Raw genomic sequence first — 16876 nt, forward strand, 5'->3', positions numbered from 1 at the left:
AGGCCCGACCCTATGACATCGCCCGCTCCGCAAGATGATCTAGTAGTCCGTCCGGTTACGACGCGGGCACATTTGAAGCTCTTTATTACCCTGCCCCGCCGTATTTACGCTGGAATGCCCGGGTTTGTTCCACCACTGGACATGGAACAGAATGACCTTCTGAACCCCAAGAAAGCTGCCATTTTCCGTCATGCCAGCATTCGCTATTTTCTGGCTTGGCGTGGTGACACCCCTGTCGGGCGTATTGCTGCGATTGTTGATCATCGTGCGATTGAATTCTGGGGTGAGAAAACAGGGTCTTTTGGCGCACTGGATGCTGTGCCGGAGGCGTCTGTTGTTGCAGCCCTCCTGAGTGCGGCCCGTCACTGGCTTCGCCTTCAGGGCATGGATCGCGTGCGTGGTCCGGTTACGCTGAGCGGGAATGGTGAATCCGGGCTCATGATCGAGGGGCAGGATCAGCCACTCATGATTGCGATGCCCTGGCACCCCAAACTGCTGGGGCAGTTGGTCGAAGGCGCTGGCTACGAACGAAGCGAAGATCTTCTGAGCTACCGTTTCGATCTGACTGAAGAAAACAGGGCCAATTTTCGCGTTCCGGGTGATCTGAAAATCGGAGAAGGTCGTCTCGGATCCATTTCCGTGACGCGTCTTTCCAAGAAGCAGATCGCAGCGCAAGGTGAAGTCCTGCGGACGCTCTACAACGATGCCTGGAGTGGAAAGTATAATTTCGTGCCTTTGCAGGACTACGAAATGAAGGCGATGATCAATCAGCTCAAGCCGCTGCTGAGACCTGAGCATTATGTTCAGATTGATCAGGACGGTGAGCCGGTGGCCATGGCTCTGGTTGTTCCCAATCTCTACGATATTGCAGGCGATCTCGGTGGTGATCCCACCCCGCTTGGTTGGATCAAGCTCGCTGCCCGTCTGGGACTGCATCGCTTCCATTCTGCGCGTGTCATTCTGTTGGGCGTTACGCGCAAGCTTCAGGGCACGATGCTGGGCTCTCTCCTGCCCTCTCTGGCAATTTCGGAACTGCTGCGTCGCGGGCGCTCGCTACCCTACTCCTGGGTAGAACTTGGGTGGATTCAGGAATCTGACACGAGAATGAAGAATTTGGCGGAAGCTGTAGTTCCGCACCCTTACAAGCGTTATCGCCTGTACGAACGCTCAGTCCAGGATTGAGCTCTGAAAGGGGTGCCAGCTTTAGAAGTGCTGCCACCCTTTTTTTTGTATTTCCATAACCTGTCCCTCAGCATTTAGAACGTGAACTCCCGCTCCTGAGCGGATGGCCCCGATACAAGTGACGGGCACGTTTCTTTGAGAGCACGCCTGAACCAACATGCTCTCGTTTTCAGGGGCACAGGTTAAAAGAAGCTCGTAATCATCGCCGCCTGTGAGACGTTGTTCGAGCCATTGTGACCCGAGTGCGTTGGCAGCCGAGGAGGCCGGAACTGTGTCTGCCAAAATATCTATGGCCACACCGGATTCTGCCGCGATATGACCGGAGTCCTGTATCAGGCCATCAGAAATATCCATAGCCGCATGCACAAGCCCACTCAGGTTCAAACCCGTTCGTGGGCGGGGCAAACGGTAACGCTCTGACAGGAAACCTGTTGGATCAGAAATTTTTCCTTGGAGAGCTAACAGGCCAAGCGCGGCATCACCGATTGTTCCGGTAACCCACAGGCTGTCACCAGCTTTGGCTCCGCTCCGGCGAAGAGCAGTGCCTTTTTTCAGTCGTCCAAAAACTGTTGCTGACAGAACAAGTGGACCCGCCGTCGAGGTCGTGTCTCCCCCGAGTAGCGTTACGCCATAGAGCTTCTGATCCTCCGCCAGGCCCGCAGCAAACGCACTGAACCACACGTCATCGTAGCAAGATGCGTGTGGGATGGTGACGTTCAGGGTGTAGGCATAGGGCTCTGCGCCCATGGCGGCGAGATCTGAGAGATTGCAGCGGAGAAGCTTGCGCCCCACTGTTTCAGGGGGATCATCCGTCAGAAAATGGACGTTCTCGACCATCGTGTCGGTAGAAATGGCCATCTCCTGCCCCGAGGGGCAAGAGATCAGCGCGCAGTCGTCTCGAAGGTCGAGACTTTCCGGGCCAGCGAGCTGCCGGAAATGTCGGGCGATGAAACTGAATTCGCCCGACATGCTTCAGGTGTTGCTTTCGTTGCGCCGGCTGACGGCATCAAGAATGCCGTTCACCATCTTTGGCTCATCCCCGAAGAAAAAGCCGTGCGCAACGTCCATATATTCATTGATCACGATGCGGTCGGGCGTATCGGTGTCAGCGATTTCGAATGTTGCTGCCCGGAGCAGTCCGCGAAGAACGGGATCGAGACGCGTCATTGGCCACTGCTCGGGAAGCAGATCGCTTAACGTGTGGTCGATCTTGTCCTGATCGAGCGTTACGCCACGAACAATTTCCTGCATCAGAGTCAGGTCGGCATCAGGAATGTGGCCGTCTTCGAAGGATGCTGTCGGGCTGACGCGGCGGTGACGGAGAAACTGGCCGAGAACGGTCTCCGCATTGTCGCCGGACTGTTCGCACTGGAACAGAGCCTGAACGGCTGCAACACGGGCAATTGTCCGGCTGCGGCGCGTTGGTCGGCTGTTGGGCGCGTCTGATGCGGTCATGGTGTCTCCTGGGAGTCGTTTTTTCCGGAGGACGCGTCTGCGTCCCCGGTTATGGGGTTCATGTCGGCGAGGATCTTCGAGAAAGCCTCGACCTCGCGGAAGTCGCGATAAACGCTGGCGAAGCGGACATAAGCCACACCGTCCACCTCGCGCAATGCGTCCATCGCAAGTTCGCCGATACGATGTGAAGAAATATCCTGCTCTCCGGACGCCTCAAGCTGCCGGACAAGCCCATTGACCAGGCGTTCCTGCCGCTCTTCTTCAACGGGGCGTTTGCGCAAAGCGACGCGGATCGAACGACTGAGCTTGTCCCGATCGAAGGGCACGCGCCGGCCATCTGCCTTGATAACGTTCAACTCGCGAAGCTGAACGCGCTCTACGGTTGTGAAGCGCTGTGTGCAGACCGAGCAGACGCGCCGACGTCGGATCGCGGTCCCGTCTTCACTGGACCGGCTGTCCTTTACCTGAGTGTCGTCGTGTCCGCAGAAAGGGCAACGCATGAACAGTCCTGATCGTTCGGGCCTTGTCGGGGCCAGGAAAATAGGAGCAGTTTACCGGATCATCCGTTCTGGCCCAAATGGGCCTGTCCGTTACCGGGAGACTATCGTTGAAACGGGTATCTGCGGCTTTTGCTGTCTTGTTATCGCTCTCTGCTGTTCCTGCTTTTGCGCAGGACACTGGCGCTCTGCCAGTTGCACAGCATAATCGCCAAAAAATTGTCGTTCTGGATGGAACACTTGCCCCGTCGAAGCATGATGACACACGGGCCAATGCGTATTTTACGATTCGCAATGACGATGACAGTGATCATCTGTTGAAGGGCATCACGTCACCGGCCTGCTCCACCATCACGGCGCATCACACGAACCAGGAGCAGACGCAGGCGACGAACGATCTGTTTTCGCATTTGGCCCTGCCCCATAATTCAGACATGATATTTCCGGTTTCCGGTTATCACCTGCTGTGCGGTGGTGTGCAGCAGGGTCTTCAGATCGGACAGAAAGTACCGTTTACCTTCGAGTTCCTCGACGGTGACAGCATAACGATCGGTTTTACGGTCGAAGCGGCCAAATAAACTGATTTGGGGATCTCAGGCCATGATGGTGGCTGAGATCTCCTTGATAACGGCCAAAACCGATTCGCCGTACCGGTCGAGTTTCGAGGCCCCGACCCCTTTGATACTGCCGAGTTCCTGATGGCTGACGGGGTGTTCTCTTGCGATGTCCCGAAGAACCGAATCGTGGAAAATGACGTAAGGGGGAATTTCCTGCTCCCGCGCTTCTGAAAGGCGCCATTGCCGCAGCGCATCGAAAACGGATTTTTCTTCTGCGGAAAGATTGTCGTTTTCCGGATTGGTGGTCGGAGACCGCGCAATAAGGCTCTGCTTGGCGTCCAGTCGCAAAGAGACCCTTTCTTCCCCACGAAGGATTGGCCGCGCAATCTCGCTCTGAAGCGCAAGGCTTCCATGTTCGCCATGCGTCCGGATTGCCCCGCGCGCGATGAGCTGTCTGACCACGGCACGCCACCAGTTCTCGGTCTGATCCTTCCCGATCCCGAACACTGAAAGGTGCTGATAGGCGTGACGTTCGATGGTTTCGTTGGTTTTGCCGCGTAAGACGTTGGTGAGCTGGACGGCGCCGAGGCGTTGTCCTGTGCGATAAATGGCTGACAAAACTTTCTGTGCGGCTTCAGTGCCATCGAATGTGGACACGGGATTGATGCAGTTGTCGCAATGGCCACAGGGAGAGGACAGATTTTCTCCAAAGCAGGCGAGAAGAGCTTGTGTGCGGCAGCCTGTGGTTTCCGTGAGGGCAATCATGCTTTCCAGACGGGACTGCATGACGCGCTTTTCGTTGTCAGGCGCGCTTGACTGCTCCAGCCAGTGTCGCGCGCGAGCCATATCCTCACCGCCATAAAGCAGGAGCGTGTCAGACTTCTCACCATCACGCCCTGCCCGTCCAATCTGCTGGTAATAGGCTTCCGGTGAGGATGGCATGTCCAGATGCACTACACAGCGGACGTCCGGGCGATCAATGCCCATTCCAAACGCTACTGTGGCAACAATGACCATGTCCTCGCCGGAGCGGAACCGCATGAGCGTTGCGCGTTTTTCAATGGGAGACAGGCCTGCGTGAAATGGAAGCGCAGTCAGGCCTTTGCCCCGCAGCATTGTTGCTACACGTTCGGTCTTGTTACGGCTTCCACAGTAGACGATGGCAGCACCGCTCCGATGGCTTTCCAGTGCCTCGGTCAGCTGCTTGCTTTCGCCTCCCTTTGGGCGGGCTTCCATGAAAAGATTAGGCCTGTGAAAGCTCGCCATCAGGACGCGTGCATCGGGCATCCCGAGAACATTCAGGATATCGTCGCGTGTGCGCGGGTCAGCGGTTGCCGTTAGGGCAATACGGGGAACGTTCGGGAAGAGTTCAGGAAGCGATGCGAGGGCCCGATATTCCGGTCGGAATTCGTGTCCCCATGCAGAAACGCAGTGAGCCTCATCAATCGCGATCAGGGAAATACGGCGCTTGGAGAGAAAGTTGCTGGTCGCGGGCTGTAAAAGTCGTTCCGGCGAAATGTACAGAATGTCGATCTGATTATTGCGAAGATCCTGATGCAGGATGTCACGCTCTTCGGCGTCCAGCTCGGAATGAAGAGCTGCGGCACGGATTCCGAGCTGCCTCAGGCCGGCTACCTGATCGTCCATCAGGGCAATCAGGGGAGAAATAACGAGACCCATGCCGTCCCGACATAATGCGGGAACCTGATAGCAGAGGCTCTTTCCTCCACCGGTGGGCATGAGGACGAGAACGTCTTCGCCCCGCATGACAGTTTCAACGGCCTCTCCTTGGAGGCCGCGAAATCCTGGAAACCCGAACACGTCTGCAAGAACCTGTTCGGGAGATTGGCCCGGTCTGGCCGCAGGGTGGTTTTGTCCCTCCGTCACTCCGGGCTCCGGCTCAAAGACCCGGTGTGATCGTGATGGACACGCGACGCAGCGCAACGTGGGAGGCGTCGATGGTTGTCTCTGGCTCTGGCTTGATCTCAATTTTCGCACCATTCACGCCGTCATTGGCAAGCTGTGTTGCAACGGCTTGTGCGCGGCTGTCAGCAAGTTCCTTAAGAACGGCCGGATCACCGTTCATGCCAGCAGAACCGGAAACGCGGATGCTCTGAGCGTGCTCATTGCGTGCTGCCGTAGCCGCTTTTGTGACAACAGCCTGAGCAACGGGGCTCAGTGAAACGGAATCACGGTCGAAAAAAACAACGTAGCTGTCGCGTGTCGGCTGGTCGGCACAACCGGCCAGAGCGGCGGTCAGGACGAAAGCCGGAGCCGCAATACGGATGGAAGAAAGGATACGAACCATGGCGTTACGTCCTGAGAGAAAGAATTGAGGCTCCTAGGTGCCTTGTCGGCAGAGTCTGGTCAACCTGCGCTTGAAACTACCTGTCCGTTCTCAAGGCGCCAGATGCGATCCAGCCTTTCAACGCCTGTGAGGCGATGAGCGATCAGCAGAACGCTGCGGCCTTCTGCAACGTTGTTCAGGGTCTCCAGGAACGCCTTCTCGGTATCTGCATCGAGGCCTGTTGCAGGTTCATCGAGGATCAGGATCGGGGCGTCTGACAGCAGGACACGGGCGAGTGCTATGCGCCGCCCCTGCCCGCCGGAGAGTTTCGATCCGCTTTCACCAATCCATGTATCCAGACCTTCAGGAAGGCTGTGCACCAGATCCGCGACTTTCGCCTGATCGAGAGCGTTCCAAAGTGCGGCTTCTGGAAGGTCGGTGCGACCAAGAAGAAGGTTATTGCGGATCGTATCATCAAAAAGGTGGCTGGACTGCGAGAGCCACGCGACCTGAGAGCGCAATGCGTCGTTGTTCAGATTGGCAATATTTTCGCCACCCAGACGAATTTCTCCGTCTTCAGGCGCAACAACTTTCAGGATCAGCGCTGCGAGACTGGATTTTCCGGCACCTGACGGGCCAATCAGCGCCGCGCGTTCGCCCTGGCGAAGAGAGAGGGTGAGATCACGAAAAACTGGTTCCCGATTCGGGGTCCATCGAAAGGTTACCCTATCGACTTTGATGTCTCGTCCAGATGGAAGCGGCGTTGTTCCCTCGGCGACAGTAGGGGTCTTCTCGGCGACTTCCATGATGCGTTCAGCAGCGTACGAAACCTGGCCATATAGAAGGCCTGCACGAGAGAGGCCCGTCACGCCTTCCAGAGCGGTAATGGCAACAAAAAGTGCTGCGATGCCAGCAACTGGCGCGGCCTGCTGGAAAATCAGACCTGCGACTGCGCAGAGAATGATAGCGATGCCTGCTTTGGCGACCAGGCCAGCCACCAGATTTGTCAGCGCCATGCGGATGGCCTGTCTGCGCTGGGCAGAGAACAGGGCTTCCTGGCGTTCAGTCACCGCGTTTGCAAGGACGTCTTCGGCGCCGAAAGCACGAGCCTCACGGAGACCTGACGTCAGATCAAGAGCTGCTACGCGCAGATCCGCCTCAGCGTGAAGAATGTCCGGGCCGAAACGCCGTGACACTCGGGTTGCCACCCAAGGCATGGCGAAAGCGAGAACCGCAAATAGAGCTGTTGTGAGCAAGCCGGGGAGTGTTCCAGCTTTAAGCCAGACAAACGCGGCAACAGGCAGCGTCAGAACAGCGGACGCCATCGGGACCAGAATGCGCAGGTAGAGATTATCGAGCGTCTGGACGTCCGAGACCAGACGAGACAGGAGATCTCCAGAGCGTTGGAAGCCAAGGCCTGCTGCTGCGCCGTTTGCGAGACGGCGATAAAACCACACACGCAGGTCTGACAGGGCGCGGAACATCGCATCATGCGTATAGAGGCGTTCCAGATATCGCAGGACGATCTGGGAGGCACCGGCTGCCTGTAACAGCATCGAGCCAGCAGCAACTCCTACGGCTGCAGCAGCAACGCGACTACCGGCCTGCCCCATCAGAGCCAGACTGGAACATACAGCCAGTTCTGCAATGACGATGCCTGTAATTAGGCGGCCGTAATGTGGCTTCCAGACGCGGATAATACGCGAGAGAGCCGTGCTGTTCTCTGGGCGCTGCGATTGAAGAGAAGCGCTCATGCTGCTTGCTCCGTATAGGAGATAACGCGACCTTTGCTGAGAACAAGGTGGCGACCATGGAACTTCTGGGCTTGCGCAGAATGAGTGCAGAGGACGACCGTTCGCCCCTCAGCCAGACGATGAAGGCTGGTCAGGATGTCTGCCTCTGTCGCCGGGTCCAGATGTGATGTGGGTTCGTCCAGAAGCAGAAGTGGCGCGTTCTTGAGGAAGGCTCTGGCAATTGCAATGCGCTGGGCCTGTCCGCCTGAAAGACCAAACCCGCCTTCTCCGATCCGCGTTTCCAAGCCTTCGGGAAGATGCGGGATATAGCTATCCATTGCCGCGTAAGAAATTGCTGACTGCAACTCCTGGTCGGAAGCCTCAGGTTTAGCGAAAAGAATGTTCTCGCGAATTGTTCCTGCAAAAAGGACCGGTTTCTGACCGATCCAACTAATGCGGGATGAAATCTGTCGTGGCGTCAGGGTAGCCATGTTTGTGCCATCCAGAAGGATGCGGCCCTGTGTCGGGTCTACAAAACCCAGAAGAAGTTCGAGAAGTGTGGACTTGCCTGCGCCCGAGGGCCCTTCCAGGATCAATGTCTCGCCAGCCGGGAGCGTGAAGCTCACGTTTTCGATCACGGGACCACGCTCTTCGTTCCAGGAAAACGACAGGTTTTCAGCAGTCATGGTGAGGCCACGACCATTCTGTACAGCGGCAAGTGCGGGCGTTGACGACAGTTCTTCAGGAAGGTCGGCCAACTCGTGCATAGCCTCGGCGGCTGCTGTCGCATGGGCGCGATCCTGATAAGCCGCAGATAAGGCACGAAAAGACGCGAATGCTTCTGGCACAAGAAGAATGGCGTAAAGGGCGCGTGTCAGGGCAATTTCAGGCGTCCCGCTGCTAAGGCTATGGCTCTGGGTGATGACGATCAACACCAGCGCTACGACCATGGCGATATCTGTGGTGGCCGATGCAATAAAGGCAATACGCAGGACCTTCATGGTCCGTAGGCGGAGATCGTCAGCACTTGCTGCCAGCGCCTGGGCTTCACGCTCCGTGCTGCCAGACAGGACAATCGTGGCAATTCCCTTTACGCGGTCCAGAAAGCGCGTCTGCAGACGTGTCATCGCCAGAAACTGACGGCGGGATGCAACGGCAGTGGCGATCCCGAAGAATGCCTGGAAGACCGGAAGGGACGCGCAGCAGATTGCGAGGATGATGCCTGCACGATGGTTCTGCCAGAAGACTGCCGCGACAACGATCCATTGTGAGACGAGCCACAGCGCAGATGCCGGGAGCCAGCGTGCGAAATACCCATCCAGCGCTTCCACGCGATCCACAAGGGTGGAGGCGATTGCCGAGCTGTGTTGCCGACGCAGGAGCGCAGGACCTTCGCCAATAATACGAGCCATGATTTCAGAACGAAGTCGGCGGCGGGCCGAAAGACTTGCGGACGATGCTCTGATGTCCTGCACTGCCGTCAGGCCTACGCGGATCACGCTCACGGCAATGAACATTCCGATAGCCGGGGGGGCGTTGCCCGGATGTCCGGTCAGAATGGCGGCAAGTGTCCGGGCCAGAGCCCATGCCTGCAGAAGACCCAGGAGAGTCGAGAGCAGTCCGAGGATCACTATAACGGAGGTCAGGGAACGGCTGGCACGCCCCTGAGCTTTTATCCACGCTTTTGCGATTGTCTTGTCGGCCTTCATGATCCCTGCATATAGGTCGCAAAGTCGCCACAAGACAGTCTTTGACGCATTTCTTGCTGCTTATTTAGATTTTAAGTGGTTATTTCAGGAGTCGGACGGGCTGCCGGAGCCTGTGAACGATGGCGACTCTTCGCTGTGGATTGCTTTATGGGCAATCGCGACAGCTGTTGGCGACGGATCTGCGGGTACGAACTTCATGTTGTACCATGTGCCGTTCTCATTTGAGATGAGAAGATCCGCATTGATCTGGCGGGCAAATCCCCGGATCAACTGAATGCCGATCCCTTCCCGTCTGTTCCGTGATTCGGTCGCGCGGGACGCTTCGAGCCCGATCCCGTCATCTCCGAGTTCAAATTCTACCAACCCGGATTTGTCGGCAGGTGGATTTTTGACGCGGTGAAGCGAAATCCGAACGACGCCCGAACGATTTTCTGGAAAAGCATAACGGAGAGCATTGCTGACAACTTCAGTCACGATCAGAGCAACAGGGACTGCTTGATCGGGTGAAATCAGGACATGTTCGATGTCCAGTTCCAGCCGAATGCGTGTCTGCGTATTCATGCTGTGGGCAGAGAAGAGAATTGAACACAGCTCTTCCAGAAAGCTTTGAACATCCAGCGCCGAAAGGCCGTTTTCGGAATACAGATAACGATGCAGCGTAGCGAGCGCGCGGACCCTGTCCCGCACCAGTCTAAATTCTTCGCGGGCCTCATGGGACCGGATGCGACTGGCTTGAAGATTCAGGAGAGATGCAATGACCTGAAGATTGTTTTTAACCCGATGATGAATTTCCCGGATGAGCATGTCCTGATGGTGTGCGGACTTCTCAAGGGCGCGTTCATGTCGCGTGAGCCGGCGCGTTGCTCTTAGAAAGGCACGCTCAAGATGACGGATTTCCAGAGGGATGGAACGATTGATACGCGGGTCGAATGGTGCCCCTCGCCGCCAGTCCGCTACGGCCAGGGCAAGTCTTTCCAAGGGTTCTACAAGGAAAGTCCGTGCAGCCCACGCAACGATCAGCAATTCCAGAACCAGAAGCGTCGCAATCAGACCTACGCGGATCAGAAAAATATTAAGTGCCCGACTTTCTTCGCGGGTTCGCTCGGTAGCAACAAGAAGACTGACCGGGCCATAGGCGTTTTGCAAAACATAAGTTGTGCCGTGAAACGTGAATGAGTCATGCAAAGCATGATTCGCAATATCTCTTTTCAGCCGATCATGCACAGCCGTGGGAAGTTCTGGAATATTGGGTCGATCTGGAAAAAGCGAAAAAATCGACCCGTCCCCCATCATGAGGAGGTTTCTCGCATTGTCGTTGACACCGAGGAGCAGTCTTCCATCACCAGCAGGGAGATGGCTGCGCTGCCAGCCCAGTGTCCTTACTGCGATGATATAGCCTGCGATCGTGCCCTGATTCATCAGGGGAACGACGAATCTTATGAGAGGGCCACGCCCCCCCTTGATGACATCGACACCGATATTAGGGCGTGCGCCATTCTGGTTCAGCGTTGTCAGGAGTTGCCCGGACGGACAGATCGCCGGGTCTTGAGACGACGGTGGAGGAAGCACAACTGACGGATGCCCCTGCGCGTCAGTCAGCATCAGCGAGCAATAATGATGCTGGGAAATCGTTTGGACGAGGCCGAATTCACGGAGAGCCGTTTCCGCGGTGATGTCCCTGTCAGCCAGCATGTCCAGCACGCTGTGGGTCTGGTCCAGATCGCTTGATAACTCGGAAAGCGCTGCCTGAGCGTCACGCTCGGTTCTGGCCAGAGCATTGCCAACGTTTTCCTGGTAGCTATGCCACGCCAGAAGACCCGCAATTGTCGCAAGAGGAAGCGTCGTCGCGACGATCAGGGCCATAACGCGAGCCCCAACCGTATCGAACATGCGAACGCTGCGAAAAACCATTCTGCGATAAGGAATGACGAGACCCTTTATGACCTGCTGCCCAGGATCTCAGGCCAGGTTTCCTGTGCAATCACTTTTTCCGGTCTTCTTCGATCAGCTTTAAAAGCTCTTCAGGGATAGGTTCGCTCGCAACATCGTCAAAGAGCTGATGAAGTCCGCGGCTCAGCCAGATGCCAAAGGGAGAATCCTGATCATCGCCTTTGGATTTTCCGGATGAGGATTGGGACTTGTCTCCTCCGGTCATTGTCTAGTCCTGAGCCTCTCTGTGACAACGCAGAATAATCGCCTCTGCTCCCTGCAGATCGCCGTGTGGTTCTGAGGCTGTTCGAAAGCTACAGACCTGCACGGCGGTAAAGAACTGTTTACAAAAACGGCTCAGTTACCGCAATCGCTTCAATTCCGAAATGGGCGAAATACGAACGTTTCTGAGAGGCGAAAAGTTCAATCCAGGCTTACGAGAAAAGCAGATCGTCTGCTGACTGTCCGGCACGATGGCGCACATCGATAGCATCACGCAGGGCTTTCACCTTCACGCGCAGCTTGTCGTTGCTCGGCATATCGCCTGTCATCCATGCTTCAAGCTGGCGGCGAGCGCGGAAAACGCGACTTTTAGCTGTACCAACAGCGCAGTCAGTTGCTTCAGCCAGCGCTTCGTAGCTCATTCCCTGAATAACGACCATAACGAGTGCCTCGCGCTGGTCGGCCGGCAAGCGAGAGAGTGCCAGCGACAGATCCTTCAAAGCGAGACGATCTTCATGCGTTGCGGGGCTTGCGAATGTTGATGCTGGCACATCGTCAATGTCGGTCGTCTCACGACGCTTGCGCAGGTCGGAGATGAAGCGGTTACGCAGGATACGATGCATCCATGCTGAGAAATTCGTGCCGGGAATGAAGCTGTTCTGGGCGGCTAGAGCATTGCACACGGCGTCCTGAACAAGGTCCTCCGCAGCAGCGCGGTTACGCGTCAGGGACAGGGCCTGCACACGCAGCTTCGGTAGGATTGCGATGACCTGATCATGGAACGTCATGGGAGTACTCCTGGTTTCGTCCTGTTTCATGAGATCAATGAACGGGGTTCCAGGATCGTTGCATCAAAAGGAGATTTTTTTTGATATTTTTCAAAAATTATTATTTGTCAGTTGGTTAGAGAGTCATTTTCTGATGATTTTTTCCTTCGGCCAACATGGAAAGCTGGCTTCTTGCTCGTGAGACACGTGCTTTCATGGTTCCCGATGGAACATTGCAGATGCAGGCGGCTTCTTCATAAGACAGCTCCTGTGCGCCCACGAGGATGATAGCTTCGCGCAGAAGGTCCGGAAGTTTCCAGATAAGCTCTCCGAGATCCGTTACGGCATCTCGGGCACTTTGCATGGAGGGAATTTCGGTCGACAGGGGCATGTCCATTTCTACGTTCTGCATGATCTCCTGTTCACGGGAAGATCGTCTACGCTGTTCGTAAAAGGCATTTCTCTGAATTGTGAACAGCCAGGCTTTGAGTGTGGTTCCCGCCTGGAACTGTGCTTGCGCAGCGAGTGCGCGAACAACTGTGTCCTGCACCAGATCGTCTGCTGCGACGGCATCACGTGTCAGGAACCGTGCGAAACCACGGAGGTCTGGCAACGTTTTCAGGAGTTCCTGATGAAAGGAAACGCCTCTTTTCTCCTGTGGAGCCGTTTCAGGCTCGGAAACAGGTGCCGTCAGAGGGAGGTCCTTTCAGGAAGGTGAAGTCTGCGGATGCAGACAGACACTAGGCGTATCCGGTCGCTCGTGTCATGATTATTCAATCGCCACAAACGGATAGTCCTTCATAAGGTTTCCGCGCGGCTGTCCAATATCAAGAGGCTGAGGATCCATGGCTGACACGTCACGTCACGAACTCATTGCGGCGCTACCCTATGCTCGCCGTTTTGCCCGTGCCCTGGCTGGAGATCAGGCTCAGGGAGACCGGTTGGTGGCCGGTGCCCTGAAGGATTTTCTGGCAGCAGAGAAATCAGACCTTCCTCCCCGGCTGGCACTATACGGCAAGCTCGTGCAGGAGTTCTCGAAGCAACATGCTGATCGGCCAGACATGACTCTTGTTCAAAGGGCTCTCATGCTTCTGACCTCGCTTGAGGAGCAGTCGCTGTCGTCGGCCGCTCGGGCTCTCTCTATTTCTGAAGAGGATGCCGCTGCAAATCTGGCTGTGGCTCGACAGGCTCTTCAGGGCATTGCGCAGACGACGGTGCTTATCATTGAAGATGAGCCGATCATTGCCATGGATATTCAGGATCTGGTGGAGCGCTGTGGCCATAAAATCGCAGGCGTTGCTTATACGGAGGCTGACGCCGTGAAGCTGGCTGCCGAGACGAAGCCAGGTCTTATCCTGGCTGATATCAATCTCGGCGGTGGCGGTGATGGAATGCATGCTGTCGGGCGTATTCTGAAAACACATGAAACGCCTGTGATTTTCGTCACGGCTTATCCGGAGCGCCTGTTAACCGGAGAAGCGCATGAGCCTTCCTTCGTGATTACGAAACCATTCGAGCCGATGGCGCTGGCTGTAGCGACCTATCAGGCCGTCACGGGTGGTATAAAGTCCGTCTGAGAGAAAATCCGTCTTTGGGTGCCTTGCGGGCAAACGTTCCCTGCGACACATAGGGGATATGTCGGCACCCATTCTTCTTCTTCAGAATATTACTTACACTCTTGGCGGACGCCCGCTCCTTGATGGCGCCGAGCTCGGCGTTCTTCCGGGCGAACGCATCTGCCTTGTGGGGCGGAATGGCTCCGGTAAGTCTACACTCCTCAAAATAGCGGCTGGCGACATCGTTGCTGACGACGGGACCCGGTTTGTGCAGCCGGGCGTCAAGGTACATTACCTTGCGCAGGAGCCTGATCTGACGGCCTACTCCTCCACCTTCGATTATGTCGCAGATGGGCTGGATGAGACGGAGCACTATCGGGCCCGATCCATGCTCGCTGAACTTGGCATGACGGGTGACGAAGGGTGCGAACGGCTATCTGGCGGCGAGGTTCGCCGCTGCGCTCTCGCCCGCGCCTTGGCTGCGGAGCCAGATCTTCTGCTGCTGGACGAGCCGACAAACCATCTGGATCTTCCAACGATTACCTGGCTGGAAAAAGAGCTGGCCGCATCGCGCTGCGCCATGATTGTCATCAGCCATGATCGACGCCTTCTTGAGACGTTATCCCGAAGTGTGGTGTGGCTTGAGCAGGGCAAGACGCGGCGTCTGGACCAAGGCTTTTCGCGCTATGAGACTTGGCGGGACGAAGTGCTGGAGCAGGAAGAACGTGATGCTCACAAGCTGGATCGTCAGATCGCTCGGGAAGAGGACTGGATGCGTTATGGCGTGACAGCGCGCCGGAAGCGTAATGTCCGCCGTGTCGCTGAGCTGGCGTCCTTGAGGAACAACCGTCGAGAAATCTCCGCGCGCGGCACCAGCACGCTGCGCATGTCTGCGACCGAAGCAGATGGCGGCGGCAAGATTACGATCGGTACGGAAAGCCTGGGGTGGGCGTATGGGGATCGCACGATTGTAAAAAATCTCGATCTCAAGATTCTGCGCGGAGACCGTTTGGGGTTGGTTGGCGCCAATGGTGCAGGAAAGACCACTCTTATTCGTCTTCTGACCGGTCGCATGCCCCCGCAGGAAGGATCTGTTTATATCGGACCTTCTGTTGCGATGGTGACGCTGGACCAGCAGCGTGAAAGTCTGGACCCGACCAAAAGCCTTTCTGACACCCTTACAGGCGGCAGTGGGGATATGGTTCAGGTCGGGAATGAGAAGCGTCACGTTATCGGATATATGAAAGACTTCATGTTCCGTCCGGAACAGGCACGTACGCCCGTTGGAAAATTATCTGGTGGTGAGCGTGGGCGTCTTGCTCTTGCGTGCGCGCTTGCCAAGCCATCCAGCTTGATGGTGCTCGATGAGCCCACCAATGACCTTGATCTGGAAACGTTGGATCTGTTGCAGGAAATGCTGGCGGACTATGCGGGGACCGTTCTTCTGGTCAGCCATGATCGTGATTTTCTTGATCGTGTAGCGGGGTCTGTTCTCGTTTCCGAGGGTGATGGGCAGTGGATTGAGTACGCCGGCGGCTACTCGGACATGCTGGTTCAGAGACGCGGTGAAGCTCCTGCTGAGCGTCATTCAGAAGATCGGGGTGAGAACGATTTTGTATCGAAAAATACTGTAAAATCAGAAAAGAAGCAGACGAAGCTTAGTTATAATGACAAGCGGACCCTTGACCTTCTTCCCGGCAAAATGACCAAGCTGGAAAAGGCTATTGTCACGTATCGCGAGGCATTGTCTGACCCCGTGCTTTACAGCAAGGACCCAGAAAAATTTACCAAGATCAGTGATGCGCTTCAGGCGGCAGAGCGTGAATTGACTGACGCCGAAGAGCAATGGCTTGAACTGGAAGCCAAAAAAGAAGAGTTGGAAAGTCAGTAAAAAATAAGGTTCTCAGGCCTTATCTGATACCGGGATAAGGCCTGAGAGCTCCATGGCCTTGCGAGACGCATGGATGCTTTCGGTGACGCGGATTGCCGCATCGAGCGCTCTGATTCCAGCTTGGGCATCAACCAGCACTGGTGCGCCGTTAAGGCATGATTCAGCAAAAGCTTCGTGCTCTACGGCAAGGTTGTCGTGGTCATGCCAGCTGATGGCTTCGCGTTTGAAGCCTCCAGTTCCGGGTAGAGGGAGGCCACGCTCTCTGCCAATGAAGCTGAGTTTGCGCTCCATGAAGTCTGCTGAAAGGTAGCCTTCCTGTGAGAAAAGTCTCATACGGCGTTCTGTTTTAAGGGAAATTCTGCTCGCCGTGATTGTGGCGACGCATCCGTTCTCAAATCGGACCCGCGCATTCGCGATGTCCTCGTGTTCGCTTGAAACGGCTGCGCCAATGGCATCGATGTCCGTGATCGGGCTGTCTACGATTGCAAGAACCAGATCCAGGTCATGGATCATCAGGTCCAGAATGACAGACACATCGGTTCCTCTCGGCTTGAAAGGCGCGATGCGTGTGGCTTCGATATAGAGCGGCTTGTCGATACGTTCTGTGATTGCCCTGTGCTCTGCGGAGTAGCGCAGCAGATGGCCCACCTGAAGAACTTTACCCGTCCGGGATGCGAGATCCGCCAGATTGCGAGCTTCATCCAAAGTGGCTGCAATCGGCTTCTCAACGAGAACATGACGGTCCGCGTTAAGGGCTTCGCTGGCAAGTCGGAAATGATGCTCGGCTGGAGCCGCAATGATCACAGCCTCGACCGAATTCAGCAGGGTCTCGTAAGTTTCTGCAACGGCACAACGTGCCTCACGAGCGACTGTTGCCGCACGTGCCGGATCAGGGTCGAAAAGCGCCACCAGATTTTCAGCCGGATTTGCGGCTGATTTGAGGGCGTGAAATCGCCCGAAGTGACCGGCACCGACGATGCCGACCCGAAGCTGTCGCCGAGTGTTCATGGGTGACAGGATTACCAGTCCATCACGGCTTCGCAAAGCCGTCAGGGGCGGAATGTTGGTGAAAGGTTGCATCGGCATTGCGG

General features: G+C 56.1%; 16 protein-coding genes. 4 read left to right on the forward strand and 12 right to left on the reverse strand.

What is annotated here, in order from left to right; all coding sequences use genetic code 11:
* Positions 1–12 precede the first annotated feature (12 nt).
* Positions 13–1182: a hypothetical protein gene (locus R5H23_RS01365; RefSeq protein ID WP_099212443.1), complete on the forward strand. Its 1170-nt coding sequence runs from the start codon at positions 13–15 to the stop codon at positions 1180–1182.
* 21 nt (positions 1183–1203) lie between these two features.
* Here R5H23_RS01365 and thiL read toward each other — a convergent pair whose 3' ends face one another.
* From thiL to nrdR, 3 genes are read right to left on the reverse strand one after another with little or no spacing between them, the layout of a single operon-like run.
* Complete coding sequence (thiL, locus tag R5H23_RS01370; protein WP_211496878.1) at positions 1204–2151, reverse strand: thiamine-phosphate kinase; 948 nt, start codon at positions 2149–2151, stop codon at positions 1204–1206.
* A gap of 3 nt (positions 2152–2154) precedes the next feature.
* Entirely contained in the window at positions 2155–2637 is a 483-nt protein-coding gene (gene nusB / locus R5H23_RS01375) for a transcription antitermination factor NusB (protein ID WP_046901521.1), read from the reverse strand.
* A complete protein-coding gene (gene nrdR / locus R5H23_RS01380; protein ID WP_064273249.1) occupies positions 2634–3137 on the reverse strand; it encodes a transcriptional regulator NrdR in 504 nt (167 codons plus the stop codon). Before nrdR ends, nusB begins: the two co-directional genes overlap by 4 nt.
* Before the next feature lie 107 nt (positions 3138–3244).
* Here nrdR and R5H23_RS01385 point away from each other — a divergent pair, with 107 nt between their 5' ends.
* Complete coding sequence (locus tag R5H23_RS01385) at positions 3245–3712, forward strand: copper chaperone PCu(A)C (protein WP_099212706.1); 468 nt, start codon at positions 3245–3247, stop codon at positions 3710–3712.
* Positions 3713–3727: 15 nt separating this feature from the next.
* On the opposite strand, the gene recQ is transcribed toward R5H23_RS01385, so the two are convergent.
* The 8 genes from recQ to R5H23_RS01425 all read right to left on the reverse strand — a co-directional run bounded on the left by recQ (position 3728) and on the right by R5H23_RS01425 (position 12960).
* Positions 3728–5578, reverse strand: coding sequence for a DNA helicase RecQ (gene recQ, locus R5H23_RS01390; protein ID WP_099212447.1), 1851 nt, complete (start codon positions 5576–5578; stop codon positions 3728–3730).
* 13 nt (positions 5579–5591) lie between these two features.
* On the reverse strand, positions 5592–5999 hold the full coding sequence (locus tag R5H23_RS01395; RefSeq protein ID WP_046901524.1) for an OmpA family protein: 408 nt from the start codon (positions 5997–5999) through the stop codon (positions 5592–5594).
* A 59-nt stretch (positions 6000–6058) separates the two neighbouring features.
* On the reverse strand, positions 6059–7732 hold the full coding sequence (gene cydC / locus R5H23_RS01400) for a thiol reductant ABC exporter subunit CydC (RefSeq protein WP_317214016.1): 1674 nt from the start codon (positions 7730–7732) through the stop codon (positions 6059–6061).
* Positions 7729–9420: a thiol reductant ABC exporter subunit CydD gene (gene cydD, locus R5H23_RS01405; RefSeq protein WP_317214018.1), complete on the reverse strand. Its 1692-nt coding sequence runs from the start codon at positions 9418–9420 to the stop codon at positions 7729–7731. The genes cydC and cydD overlap by 4 nt, the downstream gene beginning before the upstream one ends.
* A gap of 84 nt (positions 9421–9504) precedes the next feature.
* Complete coding sequence (locus R5H23_RS01410) at positions 9505–11310, reverse strand: sensor histidine kinase (RefSeq protein WP_317214020.1); 1806 nt, start codon at positions 11308–11310, stop codon at positions 9505–9507.
* A gap of 91 nt (positions 11311–11401) precedes the next feature.
* Positions 11402–11575 (reverse strand): NepR family anti-sigma factor, encoded by a 174-nt coding sequence (locus R5H23_RS01415; RefSeq protein WP_160298815.1) that lies wholly within the window; start codon positions 11573–11575, stop codon positions 11402–11404.
* Between the two features lie 208 nt (positions 11576–11783).
* Positions 11784–12359 (reverse strand): sigma-70 family RNA polymerase sigma factor, encoded by a 576-nt coding sequence (locus tag R5H23_RS01420; RefSeq protein WP_046901528.1) that lies wholly within the window; start codon positions 12357–12359, stop codon positions 11784–11786.
* 115 nt (positions 12360–12474) lie between these two features.
* Positions 12475–12960 carry a sigma-70 family RNA polymerase sigma factor gene (locus tag R5H23_RS01425; protein ID WP_317214582.1) on the reverse strand — a complete coding sequence of 162 codons (486 nt, stop codon included), beginning with the start codon at positions 12958–12960 and terminating at the stop codon, positions 12475–12477.
* 223 nt (positions 12961–13183) lie between these two features.
* Here R5H23_RS01425 and R5H23_RS01430 point away from each other — a divergent pair, with 223 nt between their 5' ends.
* Both R5H23_RS01430 and R5H23_RS01435 read left to right on the forward strand, forming a co-directional pair.
* A complete protein-coding gene (locus R5H23_RS01430; RefSeq protein ID WP_317214025.1) occupies positions 13184–13915 on the forward strand; it encodes a response regulator in 732 nt (243 codons plus the stop codon).
* A gap of 58 nt (positions 13916–13973) precedes the next feature.
* A complete protein-coding gene (locus tag R5H23_RS01435) occupies positions 13974–15785 on the forward strand; it encodes an ATP-binding cassette domain-containing protein (RefSeq protein ID WP_317214027.1) in 1812 nt (603 codons plus the stop codon).
* Between the two features lie 12 nt (positions 15786–15797).
* On the opposite strand, the gene R5H23_RS01440 is transcribed toward R5H23_RS01435, so the two are convergent.
* A complete protein-coding gene (locus R5H23_RS01440; RefSeq protein WP_317214583.1) occupies positions 15798–16793 on the reverse strand; it encodes a Gfo/Idh/MocA family oxidoreductase in 996 nt (331 codons plus the stop codon).
* Between the last annotated feature and the right edge of the window lie 83 nt (positions 16794–16876).

This window comes from Gluconobacter sp. GP1 (assembly GCF_032913585.1).
GTDB classification, from domain to species: Bacteria; Pseudomonadota; Alphaproteobacteria; order Acetobacterales; family Acetobacteraceae; genus Gluconobacter; species Gluconobacter cerinus.

Bases quoted from the DNA above. Each gene is read 5' to 3' on its own strand.
- cydD (WP_317214018.1), bottom strand. From the start codon at position 9,420: ATGAAGGCCGACAAGACAATCGCAAAAGCGTGGATAAAAGCTCAGGGG.
- thiL (WP_211496878.1), bottom strand. From the start codon at position 2,151: ATGTCGGGCGAATTCAGTTTCATCGCCCGACATTTCCGGCAGCTCGCT.
- nusB (WP_046901521.1), bottom strand. From the start codon at position 2,637: ATGACCGCATCAGACGCGCCCAACAGCCGACCAACGCGCCGCAGCCGG.
- nrdR (WP_064273249.1), bottom strand. From the start codon at position 3,137: ATGCGTTGCCCTTTCTGCGGACACGACGACACTCAGGTAAAGGACAGC.
- R5H23_RS01435 (WP_317214027.1), top strand. From the start codon at position 13,974: ATGTCGGCACCCATTCTTCTTCTTCAGAATATTACTTACACTCTTGGC.
- R5H23_RS01410 (WP_317214020.1), bottom strand. From the start codon at position 11,310: ATGTTCGATACGGTTGGGGCTCGCGTTATGGCCCTGATCGTCGCGACG.
- R5H23_RS01395 (WP_046901524.1), bottom strand. From the start codon at position 5,999: ATGGTTCGTATCCTTTCTTCCATCCGTATTGCGGCTCCGGCTTTCGTC.
- cydC (WP_317214016.1), bottom strand. From the start codon at position 7,732: ATGAGCGCTTCTCTTCAATCGCAGCGCCCAGAGAACAGCACGGCTCTC.
- R5H23_RS01365 (WP_099212443.1), top strand. From the start codon at position 13: ATGACATCGCCCGCTCCGCAAGATGATCTAGTAGTCCGTCCGGTTACG.
- R5H23_RS01420 (WP_046901528.1), bottom strand. From the start codon at position 12,359: ATGACGTTCCATGATCAGGTCATCGCAATCCTACCGAAGCTGCGTGTG.
- R5H23_RS01440 (WP_317214583.1), bottom strand. From the start codon at position 16,793: ATGAACACTCGGCGACAGCTTCGGGTCGGCATCGTCGGTGCCGGTCAC.
- R5H23_RS01430 (WP_317214025.1), top strand. From the start codon at position 13,184: ATGGCTGACACGTCACGTCACGAACTCATTGCGGCGCTACCCTATGCT.
- R5H23_RS01415 (WP_160298815.1), bottom strand. From the start codon at position 11,575: ATGACCGGAGGAGACAAGTCCCAATCCTCATCCGGAAAATCCAAAGGC.